This is a genomic window from Mycobacterium sp. 3519A, from assembly GCF_900240945.1.
Taxonomy (GTDB): domain Bacteria; phylum Actinomycetota; class Actinomycetes; order Mycobacteriales; family Mycobacteriaceae; genus Mycobacterium.
Map to the genome: position 1 here is coordinate 2,639,984 of NZ_OESG01000013.1, position 13,993 is coordinate 2,653,976.

General features: G+C 66.5%; 14 protein-coding genes. 8 read left to right on the plus strand and 6 right to left on the minus strand.

The annotated features are described in order from the left end of the window. The first annotated feature begins 11 nt into the window (after positions 1–11). Both C1A30_RS20525 and C1A30_RS20530 read left to right on the plus strand, forming a co-directional pair. Positions 12–881, plus strand: coding sequence for an acyl-CoA thioesterase II (locus C1A30_RS20525; protein WP_101949948.1), 870 nt, complete (start codon positions 12–14; stop codon positions 879–881). A gap of 19 nt (positions 882–900) precedes the next feature. After that, positions 901–2,298: a bifunctional lysylphosphatidylglycerol flippase/synthetase MprF gene (locus C1A30_RS20530; RefSeq protein WP_101949949.1), complete on the plus strand. Its 1,398-nt coding sequence runs from the start codon at positions 901–903 to the stop codon at positions 2,296–2,298. Here the strand turns inward: C1A30_RS20530 and C1A30_RS20535 are convergent. The 6 genes from C1A30_RS20535 to C1A30_RS20560 form a co-directional block, all read right to left on the minus strand. Continuing rightward, a complete protein-coding gene (locus C1A30_RS20535; protein ID WP_101949950.1) occupies positions 2,295–2,804 on the minus strand; it encodes a DUF4190 domain-containing protein in 510 nt (169 codons plus the stop codon). The genes C1A30_RS20530 and C1A30_RS20535 overlap by 4 nt on opposite strands. Before the next feature lie 10 nt (positions 2,805–2,814). Beyond that, on the minus strand, positions 2,815–4,290 hold the full coding sequence (locus tag C1A30_RS20540; RefSeq protein WP_101949951.1) for an ATP-binding cassette domain-containing protein: 1,476 nt from the start codon (positions 4,288–4,290) through the stop codon (positions 2,815–2,817). After that, entirely contained in the window at positions 4,283–5,761 is a 1,479-nt protein-coding gene (locus C1A30_RS20545; protein WP_101949952.1) for an ABC transporter ATP-binding protein/permease, read from the minus strand. The genes C1A30_RS20540 and C1A30_RS20545 overlap by 8 nt, the downstream gene beginning before the upstream one ends. 23 nt (positions 5,762–5,784) lie before the next feature. After that, positions 5,785–6,825 (minus strand): cytochrome d ubiquinol oxidase subunit II, encoded by a 1,041-nt coding sequence (gene cydB / locus C1A30_RS20550; RefSeq protein WP_101949953.1) that lies wholly within the window; start codon positions 6,823–6,825, stop codon positions 5,785–5,787. A gap of 12 nt (positions 6,826–6,837) precedes the next feature. Next, positions 6,838–8,298, minus strand: coding sequence for a cytochrome ubiquinol oxidase subunit I (locus C1A30_RS20555; RefSeq protein WP_101949954.1), 1,461 nt, complete (start codon positions 8,296–8,298; stop codon positions 6,838–6,840). A 62-nt stretch (positions 8,299–8,360) separates the two neighbouring features. After that, positions 8,361–8,951 carry an HdeD family acid-resistance protein gene (locus tag C1A30_RS20560; RefSeq protein WP_200828320.1) on the minus strand — a complete coding sequence of 197 codons (591 nt, stop codon included), beginning with the start codon at positions 8,949–8,951 and terminating at the stop codon, positions 8,361–8,363. 213 nt (positions 8,952–9,164) lie between these two features. Here C1A30_RS20560 and C1A30_RS20565 point away from each other — a divergent pair, with 213 nt between their 5' ends. The 6 genes from C1A30_RS20565 to C1A30_RS20590 all read left to right on the plus strand — a co-directional run bounded on the left by C1A30_RS20565 (position 9,165) and on the right by C1A30_RS20590 (position 13,993). Continuing rightward, entirely contained in the window at positions 9,165–9,497 is a 333-nt protein-coding gene (locus C1A30_RS20565) for a DUF732 domain-containing protein (protein WP_160112772.1), read from the plus strand. Positions 9,498–9,640: 143 nt separating this feature from the next. After that, positions 9,641–10,525 (plus strand): ABC transporter substrate-binding protein, encoded by an 885-nt coding sequence (locus tag C1A30_RS20570; protein ID WP_101949957.1) that lies wholly within the window; start codon positions 9,641–9,643, stop codon positions 10,523–10,525. Between the two features lie 21 nt (positions 10,526–10,546). Next, complete coding sequence (locus C1A30_RS20575; protein ID WP_101949958.1) at positions 10,547–11,473, plus strand: amino acid ABC transporter permease; 927 nt, start codon at positions 10,547–10,549, stop codon at positions 11,471–11,473. Between the two features lie 8 nt (positions 11,474–11,481). Next, a complete protein-coding gene (locus C1A30_RS20580) occupies positions 11,482–12,234 on the plus strand; it encodes an amino acid ABC transporter ATP-binding protein (protein WP_101950356.1) in 753 nt (250 codons plus the stop codon). A gap of 2 nt (positions 12,235–12,236) precedes the next feature. Then, entirely contained in the window at positions 12,237–13,358 is a 1,122-nt protein-coding gene (gene macS / locus C1A30_RS20585; RefSeq protein WP_200828322.1) for a MacS family sensor histidine kinase, read from the plus strand. Next, positions 13,331–13,993, plus strand: coding sequence for a response regulator transcription factor (locus C1A30_RS20590; protein WP_101949959.1), 663 nt, complete (start codon positions 13,331–13,333; stop codon positions 13,991–13,993). The genes macS and C1A30_RS20590 overlap by 28 nt, the downstream gene beginning before the upstream one ends.

Sequence of the window (13,993 nt, forward strand, 5' to 3'; positions counted from 1 at the left end):
GAGGAGGTCGAGTGTCGACGGCAGATTTCCAGGAGCTGCTGGCGGTACTCGACCTCAACCGCGTCGACGACAACTTGTTCGTCGGCGTGCACCCGAGCAAGAACCCGGTGCGCACCTTCGGCGGCCAGATGTTGGCGCAGGCCTTCGTCGCGGGCAGCCGCACCGTGTCGGACAAGCTCCCGCCTGCGAGCGTTTCGGCGCACTTCATCGCAGGCGGTGACCCGGAGAAGGACCTCGAGTTCCACGTCGCGCGGCTTCGTGACGAGCGCCGCTTCGCCAACCGCAGGGTCGACGTGATGCAGGACGGCCAACTGCTGACCACCGCGATGATCGCCTACCTGTCCGGCGGTCGCAGCCTCGAGCACGGCATCGAAGCGCCGTCGCTGCCGGACCCCGAGTCGGTGCCGCCCGTCGACGATCTACTGCGCGGTTACGAAGACGTCGTGCCCCATTTCGTCAACGCACTGCGGCCGATCGACTGGCGCTACACCAACGATCCGACCTGGGTGATGCGCGACAAGGGCGACAAGCTCACCTACAACAGGGTCTGGATGAGGACCGAGGGTGCGATGCCCGACGACCCCGTGGTGAACTGCGCGGCGCTGGTCTACTCGTCCGACACCACGGTGCTCGACTCGATCATCACCACGCACGGATTGTCGTGGGGCTACGACCGGATCTTCGCCGTCACCACGAACCACTCGGTGTGGTTCCACCGCCCGGTGCGGTTCGACGAGTGGGTGCTGTACTCGACGTCGTCGCCCGTCGCCGCCGACTCGCGTGGCCTCGGTACTGGCCATTTCTTCGACCGGTCGGGCCAACTGTTGGCCACCGTGGTGCAGGAAGGCATCGTCAAGTATTTCCCCGGCGCAAACAGGTAGCGGGCGTAACCTTTTTGCTGTGAGCGATTCGCGCGTCAATATTGCGCCGCGGTTGCGAGCCCGCGAGCGCGTCGTCGTCCATGTCGATTCGCCTGCCGTCCGCTGGATCGGCGCGCTGGCCGTGCTCAGCCTGTTCTGCTGGCTGGTCCTGCTGCTCACCCGTGACCACGACCGCGACTGGCATGCCGCAGGCCGGTTGGCGTGGTCGCTGACCGTGCTCACCGCGGTGGCGCTCATCGCCCGCGGCATCTTCCTCGGCAGACCGGTCACCGCGGCACACGCGTGGCTTTCGCTGGCCGCGGTGTTGGCCGGCCTCGGCGCCCACGTGCTGATATTCGATCTGCTCGGCAACTTCCTGATCGTCTGCGCGGGTGCGCTGTTGATGTGGCCCACCACGGCGCGGTCGAATCCCGCTGACCGACAGCGTATTTGGAAACTGGTGAACGCGACGACCGGTGATCCGCTTGCGCCTTTCGCGATGCAGGAGAAGAAGTGTTACCACTTCACCGCGGACGGCACCGCCGCCATCGCGTACCGAACCCGGATGGGCTATGCGGTGGTCAGCGGCGATCCGGTCGGCGACGAGACCCAGTACGCGGAACTGGTCGCCGACTTCGCGGTGATGTGCCATGCCCGCGGGTGGCGGATTGTGGTGCTCGGCTGCAGTCAACGCCGGCTTGACCTGTGGGCCGACGCGACCGTGCTCGGCCAGACGCTGCGGGCGGTGCCGATAGGGCGCGACGTGGTCGTCGACGTGGCGAGTTTCGACATGGTCGGGCGCAAGTACCGCAACCTGCGTCAGGCGGTGCAGCGCACGCACAACTTCGGCATCACCACCGACGTGCTATCCGAACAGGGACTCGATGGCCGCACGCTCGCCGAGTTGACCGACGTGCTGCTGGCGTCGCCGAAGGGTGCGCGCGTCGAGCGCGGGTTCTCGATGTGCCTCGATGGTGCGCTCGAGGGCCGCTATCCCGGGGTGCTGTTGGCCGTCGCCCGCGACAGTGACGGGCGGGTGCAGGGCTTCCACCGGTACGCGACGGCCGGACAGGGCAGTGAAGTCTCACTCGACGTGCCGTGGCGACGGCGCGGCGCACCCAACGGCATCGACGAACGGCTGTCGGTCGACATGATCGCGTGGGCCCGCGAGAACGGCGGGCAGCGGCTGTCGTTGGCGTTTGCCGCATTCCCGGAGATCTTCGACGACAAGAACCGCGGCAGGATCTCCAGCCTGATCTACACCGCGATTCATCTCGGCGACGCGTTGATAGCGCTGGAATCGCTGTACCGTTACCTGCGCAAATTCCACGCTCTCGGGGATCGCCGATATGTGATGGCGTCGATGACCCAGATTCTGCCGCTGTTGTTCGTGCTGCTGTCGCTCGAGTTTCTGCCCCGTCGGCGCCGGCTCACCTAGGGGCTGGGGGTGAGCGTCACCGAGAACTGGTTCTCGACGCGTTCCCGGAACTGGTCGGCGCACTTCTGGATCTCCTGCTCGTTGGAGCCGGCCTTGGCGACGCAGTCGACGTAATCGGAGCCGCCGACCTCCTTGAACATCCCGTACCAGATCGGGATGAAGACCAGCGCCAGCACGATTGCCAAGACGCCCAACACGATTCCGGCGATCGCGACGCCGCCGTTGGTGGCCTCACCGCGTTTGACCCTGCCGCGCCCGACGCTGCCGAGGATGACCGCGACCAAGCCGAGGATCACACCGCCTGCCACCGTCCAGCACAGCACCAGGCCGACGATCGCCAGCACCAACGCGGCGATGCCGAGGCCGTTGCGCGGTGCCGTCGGCGGCGGCAGGTACCCGGCGTACGGCTGCGGTGGCGGCGGCGGGTAGCTGCCGGGTGGCGGCGGCGGGTAGTTGCCGGGATACGGCCCCCACTGCGGTGGCGGTGGCGGCGGCGGTTCGCTCATTGTGGTGAGGTTACTCGTCGCGGCTGAGATTAAGGACTGGACAGACAACCCGGTCCGGCAGGTGGTGGGTGGCGACGACGACGGTCCGTTCGGCCGGGAAAAGTGCGCCGGGGGTGAGCAGTTCGGTCAACAGGCGACCGCCGTCCGACGCGTCCAGATGTTCGGTCGGCTCGTCGAGCAACACGGTGGGCGCCGTCGAGATCAAAGCCCGGGCCAGCAGCAGGCGCCGACGCTGTCCTGCCGAGACCGCCGCTGCCCCACCGACAAGCACGGTCGACAGACCCTCGGGCAGCGCATCGAGCCAGTCGCCGAGCCCCACCCGGCGCAGCGCGGTCCGCAATTCGTCATCGTCGGCATCGCCGCGCGCGACAAGCAGATTGTCCCGCACGGTGGTCGAGAACAGGTGGGCATCCTCTGCGAAAAACGCTTCCTCCGACGGGTTTTCGGCCATCGCCATCAGCAGTGTGGTCTTGCCGGAACCGCTCGGCCCGACGACCGCCAGACGGCCACCACTCGGCACGGCAACCGGAGTCGCCAGCGGCCGCACCCGCCCGCCGCCGTCGTCCAAAGTCATGTCGCGCAGTCGCCGGGCCGCCAGTCGGGAGCGGGTGAGTTGTATTGCCGCGGCGGGCAATGCGGCGGTGGCCTCGAAGGCCGACAACGGCAACAGCATCAGTATCGCGACGCTCATCGGCGACACGGCGTCGGCGATCCCGATCGCGGCGACAACGGCGCCAAGCACGCTGATCCCGAGCGCCGCAGTCGGTGCGGCGGCGGCCAGCGCAGCGGGCGCGGCGGCCCGGTCGGCGGCACGGCCCCACGCGGTGTGTCTGCGCTCCGCTTCGGCGACGACGTCGTCGATGCGGCCCGCCACCCGCAACTCCGGTGCATGCTCGAGGGCCAGCATCACCGCGGCGTCCCGGTCCGAGTGATGTTGCGCGGCAACATCTTCTGCGGCGGTGGCGGCGCGGGCGGCCAGCCACGGGGCGGCCACGCCCGCGATCAGCAGGCACACCGCGAGCACGACCGCCGCGGCGGGCGAGATCACCGCGATCACGGCGACCGCGGCCACCGACAGCACCGCGGCCACCGCGATCGGCAACACCGCGCGCACCAGCACATCGGACAACTCGTCGACCGACGCGCCGATACGGGCGACAAGTTCACCGCTGTGCAACCGCATCACGACCTCGGCGGGCGCGTCGGCCAGCCCGCGGTACAGCGTTTCACGGGTGTCGGCCGCGGCCCGCAGCGCGGTGTCGTGGGCCGCCAACCGCTGGCAATACCCGAGCACACCGCGCGAGATGCCGAGTGCACGCACCGCCACCACCGCCACCGAGAGGTCGAGCACGGGCGGCATCTGCCAGGCACGGGTGATCAGCCATGCCGCGACACCGGCCAGCGCCAGCGCGCTGCCCAGCGACAGCACCCCCAGCGCGACGGCGAGCAGTAACCGGGGCAGTCGTGGCCGCAACAACTCAAACATCGATCAGGCTCCCCATGTGCACCACCCGGTCGCCGATCGCCAGCACAGCATCGCGGTGGCCTACCACTAGCACGCTCGCCCCCGCGCGTGCACGCTCGACGATGGCCTTCAGCACGCGGGCTTCCATCCGGGCGTCCAGATGAGACGTCGGCTCGTCGAGCAGCAGCACCGTGGCCGCGGAACCGAACACCCTCGCCAGGCCGAGCCGTTGGCGCTGCCCCAGGGACAGGCCGACTCCGTCGCGGCCGATGACCGTGTCGAGGCCGTCCGGCAGCGTCGCCAACACCTCGTCGAAACCCGCGGCGCGGCAGGCGGCTTCGATGTCGGAAAGCGGACCGAACAACTCGAGGTTGTCGCGCACGCTACCGGGGATGAGGACCGGCCGGTGCGCCAGCCACGCCACCTGACCCCACCTGGCCTGCGGCTGCGGTGAGTCGAGCCCGAGAATGCTGTGCAGCAGCGTGGTTTTGCCGATGCCGTTGGGCCCGGTCAACACCGTGACCAGCCCTGGCTCGAGCGGGACGTCCAGCGAGGGTGGCCGCACCGGTCGGGTCCGCAACTGGTCGAGCAACTCGAATGCCTTGTCGGCAGCGGTCTTTCCGTCCTGCGCGGCGTGGAATTCCATCCCGACGCGGCGCAGCGGCCAGAACACCTCGGGCGCCAGCAGCAGTGCGGTCAGGCCCGCGGCCAGTGTCATATCGCCGAACACCAGGCGCAGGCCCACCCCGACCGCAACGAGCGCGACACCGAGGGTGGCCAGCAGTTCGAGCACCAGGGAGGACAAAAACGCGATGCGCAGTGTCGACATCGCCGAGCGTCGGTGCGCCGCGCCGAGTTCGGCGATCCGCTGCGCGGACCCGTTCACCCTGCCGAGCGCCCGCAGGGTGGGTATGCCCGCCACCAGATCCATCAGCCGCGACTGCAGCGTGGTCATCGCCGCCAGCGCCGCAGCGGACCTGTCGCGGGTCAGCATGCCGATGAGCACCATGAAGATCGGGATCAGCGGCAGCGCGATCACCACGACCACCGCGGACCGCCAGTCGTAGATGGCGATCGCCACCACCGCGGCCGGGGTCAGGATGGCGGCCAGGAACAGCGACGGCAGGTATGCGGTGAAGTACGGGCGCAGCCCGTCGAGTCCCCGGGTGATCAGCGTGGCGGCGCCATCACGGTGCAGGGCGAGTTCGCGCGGCGGCAGCGCGGTGACGCGACGCAGCACTTCGGCTGCCAGGTCGGCGATCACGGCCGTCGCGCCGCGTTGCGACAGCCTGCCCTGCAGCCAGTGCGCGACCGTGCGGATCGACCACAGTGCCGCCAGAATCCACAGCGGCCCTGCCCAATGCGTCAGTGTGCGGGTGGCCGGGTCGGTGACGACCCCGGCGACGATGTCCGCCAACACCACGGCCGACGCGATGGTGGCACCGCTGATCACCACGCCGCAGGCCACCGATGCGGCAAGGAAGCGCCGCATCGCGGGGGACGCCGTGGCCAGGTTCAGTTCGATCGCCTCGCAAGTCCGATGGAAGCGGGTATCGCGTCGGCGGTGATGCGGCGGCGGAACACCCAGTAGGTCCAGCCCTGGTAGATCATCACCAGCGGCAGCAGCGTCAGCGACGCCCAGGACATGATCTTCAGCGTGTACGGGGTGGAGGACCCGTTATAGATCGTGACGCTCCAGTCGGGATTCAGTGTGGACGGCAGCAGGTTCGGATACATCGAACCGAACACCAGCACGGCCACGGCCGCGATCACCACGACCATCGACACGAAGGCAAGGCCTTCGCGGCGGTGCAACCACATCAGGGTGACGGCGGTCAGCAGTGCGACGACGGCGACCGCGAGCGGCAACCAGGTCCACGTCTTGCCGTGGGCCAGTTGCGTCCACAGCCCGAACCCGCCGACCAGCACCACGACGGGTGCGGACAACAGCCGCGCGAAGCGGAAGGCATCGTCGCGCACCGGGCCGGCGGTCTTCAACGCGATGAACACCGCGCCGTAGAAGGCGAACAGCGAGGCGGTGGCCAGCCCGCCGAGCAGCGTGTACGGGTTGAGCACGTCGCCGATGGTCAGGTGGACGCGGTGGTCGCCGTCGATCGGCAAGCCCCGCAACAGGATTGCGAATGCGACGCCCCATAGGATGGCGGGCAGCCACGAGCCGATGGCGATACCCGCGTCGGCCCGCGCCCGCCAGGTCGGGTCGTCGATCTTGCCGCGCCACTCGATACCGACGATGCGCAGGATCATCGCGAACAGGATCGCGAGCAACGGCAGGTACAGGGCCGAGAACAGGGTCGCGTACCAGTTGGGAAATGCGGCGAACATCGATGCGCCCGCCGTGATCAGCCACACCTCGTTGGCGTCCCAGACCGGGCCGATGGTGTTGAGCACTGCGCGCCTACGGGTTTCGGGGTCACCGTCACCAGCCGCGCCGAGCGGCGCCATCAGCATTCCGACGCCGAAATCGAAACCTTCCAGTATCAGGAAGCCGAGGAACAGCGCCGCGATCAGGAAGAACCATAGATGTTGGAGTCCCATGATGTCGTCCTCTCAGTACGCGAAGGACAGCGGGGCCACGTCGTCGGACTGCGGCGGGGTGGGCGGCGCCGGTTCGGAGTCGTGCTCGAGCGGACCCTCGACCACGTAGCGACGCATCAGCCAGAACCAGATCACGGCCAGCACGCCGTAGAGCAACGTGAAGACGGCCAGCGAGAAGAACACCGTGCCCGCCGCGTGGTCGGAGACACCCTGTTGCACCGTCAACCGGACCATCTGGTCGCCGGTCGGATTCGGGGCGACAACCCATGGCTGCCTGCCCATTTCGGTGAACACCCAGCCGGACGAGTTGGCGAGGAACGGTGCCGGAATGGTCAAGAGGGCGAACCACCCGAACCACCGCTGATCGGGAATCCGGCCGCGCCGGGTCAGCCACAACGCCAGCAGCGCGAAAGCGACTGGGACAGCGAGCAATCCGATCATCGCGCGGAACGCCCAGTACGTCACGAACAGATTCGGCCGGTAGTCGCCTGGACCGAACCTCTGCTCGTAGGACTGCTGCAGGTCCTTGACTCCCTGAAGAGTGACCCCCTCGAACTTGCTCTCCGCCAGGAACGGCAGTACGTACGGCACCTCAATGACGTGGGAGACGCTGTCACAGTTGTTGTGCGTGCCGATCGTCAGGATCGAGAAGTCCGGGTCGGTTTCGGTGTGGCACAACGACTCCGCCGACGCCATCTTCATCGGCTGCTGGACGAACATCAGCTTGCCTTGGAAGTCGCCGGTGAAGAAGAGCCCGCCCGCGGCCGCCAATACGACCAGGCAGCCGGCGATGGTGGCGGGCCGGTACATGCTTGTTGCCTGGCCTGCTTGTTCAGGCCGCTTGTGTGAGCGCACCATCAGCCACGCGGACACACCGGCCACGAACGCGCCCGCGGTGAGAAACGCCCCGGTGACCGCATGCAGGAACGCCCAGATCGCAGTGTTGTTGGTCAGCAGGGCGCCGAAGTCGACGAGTTCTGCGCGCCCCGTCTGCGGATTGAACGTGGCGCCGACCGGATGCTGCATGAACGAGTTTGCCGCGATGATGAAGTACGCCGAGGCGTTGACGGCGATCGCAACGACCCAGATGCAGGCGAGGTGCACCAGTCGCGGCAGCCGACTCCATCCGAAGATCCACAGCCCGATGAACGTCGACTCGAAGAAGAACGCGACCAGTCCCTCGAACGCCAACGGCGCACCGAAGATGTCACCCACGAAGCGCGAGTACTCGCTCCAGTTCATCCCGAACTGGAACTCCTGGACGATCCCGGTGGCCACGCCCATCGCGAAGTTGATCAGGAACAGTTTCCCGAAGAACCGCGTCAGGCGGTACCAGCCGGTGTTGCCGGTGATCACCCACGCCGTCTGCATCGCCGCGATCAGCGGAGCAAGGCCGATCGTCAGCGGGACGAATATGAAGTGGTAGACGGTGGTGATGCCGAACTGCCACCGTGAGACATCCAGCGCGTCCATGCGACCCTCTTCCGTGGCTGTAGAAACAGCCTACGACGGAGAGTAGTAGATCAAAAGGTGTGTTAGCTCACCGTCGGGGCTGGCGGCGCGACCAGGGACGTCGCGTTCTTGCTGGCCTTGCGGATGCCGAATGCGGACACCACTTCGAACACCCCGAGTACGACCAGCCAGACGCCCACCACCAAGGTCAGGGTCGCGATCGACTCGAACGGCGAGGCCAGCATCACGACGCCCGCGATGAGGCTGATCACGCCGATGAAGATCTCCCACGCCCGGCCGGGGAGCGTCGGGTCACTGATCGCCGATACCGCCGTCGCGACGCCGCGGAAGATGAAGCCGACGCCGATCCAGATGGCCAGCAACAGAATCGAGTCAGCCAGGCTACGGAAGCACAACACCGCGAGGATGAGTGCCGCCGCGCCACTGAGGAACAGCAGAACTCGTCCGCCCGCCGACACATGCAACGCGAACGCAAATATCACCTGAGCGATACCGGTGACCAACAAGTAGGCGCCGAAGACGATTGCCGCGACGACGATCGTTTTACCTGGCCACATGAGCGCGAGAACGCCGAGAATCACGGCGAGAATCCCGGACAGCAGCGCGGACTTCCACAGGTGCTGCAGCATCGCGGGAGGGGCAAGACTTTCCATGGCCGAAGTGTGGCACAACGACCACGAAATTAACGCTCGTTTCACCAATTGCCCGGTGCGACGCAAAGAATGCGAGCGCTTAGCCGCAAATTCGCCGTGCTGCGCTCGTCATTTCGAGAATGCCGTAACGCTAAATAGGTTCGCTACGATGACTAGACGAACTATCCGGTTCAGCACAGCTGGTCAATCCCCATGGGCAAACAAGGAGTGAGGATGACGAATACGGCGATTCGCCGCACCACAGGCGGGCTCGTGGCGGCCTTTTTCGTTGCGGTCGGAGCGGCCGTATCTATTGCGCCAGCGAATGCGGACCCGGTGTACGACCAGAAGTTCCTCGATTACCTCGACGCCAAGGGTGTGCCGTTCAAGAACAAGACCGACATCATTCGAACCGCCAAGCAGTTCTGCCTCGACATGGGACGCCAAGGCGGGTCGACCTGGAAGGTCGGTTACCGACTGATGAAGGATCAGGGTTGGACCGAGTCGCAGGCGGAGACCTTCATCCAGGGGGCGGTCCCGACCTATTGCCCGCAAGCCTGGGGTTAGTCACAGCTTGATCGCTGGCTTCCGTTCTTCTGCCAGCGCGTTAGGTCTCTACTACTGTTCCGTTACCGGTGCTGCGCGCCGGATCCACGAAGCAGAAAGTAGAGGCAACCGTGTCAGCTGGATGTCAAAGCCGACCAAAGAAGTTGTGGCGTATCGCGGCGGTGTTTGCTGCGGCCGGCGCCCTCGCGCTGTCGGGATGCTCGAGTAAAAGCGAAGAGGCCGGGCCAACGACGGCCACCACAGCGGTGAGCGCGGAGAAGGTGGATGCGATCGCGAACACCGTCCCCGAAGCCATCAAGTCGTCCGGGAAGTTGATCGTGGGCGTCAACATCCCGTACGCGCCCAATGAGTTCAAGGACCCCAGCGGCAAGATCGTCGGCTTCGATGTCGACCTGATGAACGCGATCGCCGCGACGCTGGGCTTGCAGGCCGAGTACCGCGAAGCCGATTTCGCCAAGATCATCCCGTCGATCCAGGGCGATACCTTCAACGTCGGCATGTCGTCGTTCACCGACACCAAGGAGCGTGAGCAGAGCGTCGACTTCGTGACGTACTTCTCGGCCGGCATCCTGTGGGCCCAAAAGCCCGGCGCGGGCATCGATCCCAACAATGCGTGCGGTAAGAAGGTCGCCGTGCAGGCCACCACGACGGAGGAGACCGACGAACTGCCCGCCAAGAGCAAGGCGTGCACCGACGCGGGCAAGCCTGCCATCGACATCATCAAGTTCGACGGTCAGGACGCGGCCACCAACGCCGTCGTGCTGGGCCAGGCTGACGCGATGTCGGCCGACTCGCCGGTGACGCTGTACGCGATCAAACAGAGCAACGGCAAGCTCGAAGCCGCAGGCGAGATCGCCGACGCAGCACCGTACGGCTGGCCGGTGAAGAAGGGCTCGCCGCTGGCGCAGTCACTCAAGCAGGCACTCGAGCATCTGATCGAGAACGGCCAGTACAAGCAGATCGCAACGAACTGGGGCGTCGAGAAGGGCATCATCGACAAGCCGGTGATCAACGGCGCGATCAACTGATTGTGGCGGTGGAGAACTGAAATGACCGTTGTCGACTCGTCGCCATCCACCGGCCCAGCCGCGATTGATGCCGTCCCACTGCGTCATCCGTGGCGGTGGGTGGCGGCAGTCGTCATCGTCATCCTGCTGGGCCTCTTCCTGTACGGAGTGGCCACCAACCCGGCCTACCGATGGCCGATTTTCTTCGAGTACCTCTTCAACGAGCGGATCTTGCTGGGTGTGTCGAACACCCTCCAGTTGACCGTCTATTCGATGGTGCTGGCGATCGTGCTCGGCGTGATCCTCTCGGTGATGAGGCTGTCGCCCAACCCGGTCTTCAAGTCGGTGTCCTGGGTGTACTTGTGGATCTTTCGCGGCACGCCGATCTATGTGCAGTTGGCGTTTTGGGGGCTGATCCCGACCATCTACCAGAAGATTCAGCTGGGTGTCCCGTTCGGCCCGACGTTCTTCGAGCTCAACCTCCAGGCGCTGTCGATTCCGTTCCTGCTGGCGACGCTCGGCCTGGCGCTGAACGAGGCCGCATACATGGCCGAGATCATCCGCGCCGGAATCAATTCGGTGCCGGAGGGGCAGTCGGAGGCATCCACGGCGCTCGGCATGTCGTGGGGTTTGACCATGCGGCGCACGGTGCTCCCACAGGCGATGCGGGTGATCATCCCGCCGACCGGCAACGAGGTCATCAGCATGCTGAAGACCACGTCACTCGTCACCGCGGTGCCATACGCGTTCGACCTGTACAGCATCGCCACCCGTGAAATCGCCGCGCGCACTTTCGAGCCCGTGCCGTTGCTTCTCGTTGCGTCAGCCTGGTACCTCGCGATCACCAGCATCATGATGGTCGGCCAGTACTACCTCGAGCGGTACTACTCCCGCGGCGCGAGCCGGAAGCTGACGTCCAAACAGCTTGAGGCGCTGGCCAAAGCGCAGATGGGAGAGCCGCATCCATGACCGCGCCGATGGTGAAGGCTGAGGCCGTGTGCAAGGACTTCGGCGCGCTCAAGGTGCTCAAGGGCATCACGCTGGACGTCGGAAAGGGCCAGGTGCTGGTGCTGGTCGGGCCGTCCGGTTCCGGCAAGTCGACGTTCCTGCGCTGCATCAACCACCTCGAGACGGTGACCGCGGGCAGACTGTACGTCGACGGTGAACTCGTCGGATATCACGAACGCGGCGGCAAGCTGCACGAGATGAGGCCGCGCGATGTGGCCAAGCAGCGCCGTGACGTCGGAATGGTGTTTCAGCACTTCAACCTTTTCCCGCACCGCACCGCGCTCGACAACATCATCGAGGCGCCGCTGCACGTGAAGAAGGTGAAGAAGAAGGAGGCCGTCGACCGGGCCCGCGACCTCCTCGTCCAAGTCGGGTTGGAGGACAAGGCGAGCGCCTATCCGGCGCAGTTGTCGGGTGGACAGCAGCAGCGCGTCGCCATCGCCCGTGCGCTGGCGATGAACCCGAAGCTGATGCTGTTCGACGAGCCGACGTCGGCGCTCGACCCCGAGTTGGTCGGCGAGGTGCTGGGCGTGATGAAAAAGCTCGCCCAAGAAGGCATGACGATGGTGGTGGTGACGCACGAAATGGGCTTCGCGCGCGAGGTCGCCAACGAATTGGTGTTCATGGACGGCGGCGTCGTCGTCGAACGCGGAGTCCCGCGCGAGGTGCTCAGCAACCCACAACACGAACGCACGAAAGCGTTTCTGTCCAAGGTGTTGTAACGGTGCGTGACCGCGATCCAGCCACCCCGCTGTGGCGGGCCGCGCAGGTGTTCCGGTTGCTGAGTTGCCTGTACGCGCTGGGGTTTCAGATCGCGGTCAACGACGACCTCGATCACCCGGCCGTCGGCTGGCTGTTGTTCGCGGTGCTCATCGGGTGGAGCGCGGCGTGCGCGGTCGCCTATCTGCAGGGGTTCGGGCGCAGGTCCGCGTGGGTGCTCGCCGAGATCGTGGTCGTGGTGGCACTGATCCTCTCCACGGTGTTCGTCGCCTCCGAACAATGGGCGCTGGACAACCAGTCGTGGCCGACGACGTTGTGGGCCACCAACGCAACGATCTCGGCGGCCATCCAGATGGGCGCGATCCCCGGCATGTTGGCCGGCGTCGCTGTGATGATCGCCTCAACAGTGGTCAAGGGTTCCTTCAACTACGACCTCGGCCGCAACGCGACGATCGTCATCGAACTGGCGGTGGGTCTCGCGGTCGGGATGGCCGCACAGACCGCCAGGCGTGCGCATGCGGAACTCGAACGCGCTACCAGGCTCGCGGCCTCGCTGGAGGAACGCGACCGGCTGTCGCGTCAGGTGCACGACGGCGCCATCCAGGTGCTGGCGCTGGTCTCCCGGCGCGGCCGCGAAATCGGTGGAGAGACAGCCGAACTGGCCGAGCTCGCCGGTGAACAGGAACGTGCGCTGCGCCGCCTCGTCAGCGCCTCCGACGTCGAACCACGGGCGGGGGCCACCGCGGACATCGGGGCGCTGCTGCGGCGACGCGCCTCCGACCGAGTCTCGGTCAGCGTGCCCGCAGAGCCCGTGCTGCTGGACTCCGCCGTCGCCGACGAGTTGTACGCCGCAGCAGCCAACGCGCTGGACAACGTCGCGGCGCATGCGGGGGCCGACGCCCTTGCCTACGTGCTACTGGAGGATCTCGGCGACTCGGTGACGATCAGCATCCGCGACGACGGCGTCGGCATCGCGGAGGGCAGACTGGAGGCGGCCGTCGCGGAGGGTCGCGTCGGAGTCGCCAAATCGATTGTGGGACGGCTGGAGTGGCTGGGTGGCAGCGCCAAGTTGACCACCGGGCCGGGATGTGGGGCGGAATGGGAGCTGACGGTACCCCGACGGTGATGGTCGTCGACGACCATCCGATCTGGCGCGACGCCGTGGCCCGCGACCTCGCGGAGGACGGCTTCACAGTGGTGGCGACGGCCGACGGGGTGGCGGCCGCGCGTCGGCGCGCCGCGGTCGTGCACCCCGACGTGGTGGTGATGGACATGAGGCTTTCCGATGGCGACGGTGCGCAGGCCACCGCGGAGGTGCTCGCGGTGTCGCCGTCGTCCCGGATCCTGGTGCTCTCGGCGTCCGACGAGCGCGACGACGTCCTCGAAGCGGTAAAGGCAGGCGCCACAGGCTATCTGGTGAAGAGTGCATCGAAACAGGAACTCGGTTCCGCGGTGCGCGCGACCGCCGAAGGCCGTGCGGTGTTCACACCGGGGTTGGCGGGTCTGGTGTTGGGGGAGTACCGCCGCATCGCGCAGGCCCCTGGCGCGGGCGAGGGCACGCCGAGCCTGACCGAACGCGAAACGGAGGTGCTGCGCTTCGTCGCGAAAGGCCTGACGGCCAAGCAGATCGCGGCCCGACTGTCGCTGAGCCACCGCACCGTGGAGAACCACGTGCAGGCCACGTTCCGCAAGTTACAGGTGGCCAACCGGGTGGAACTGGCGCGGTACGCCATCGAACACGGTTTGGACAAGGACGAGTAG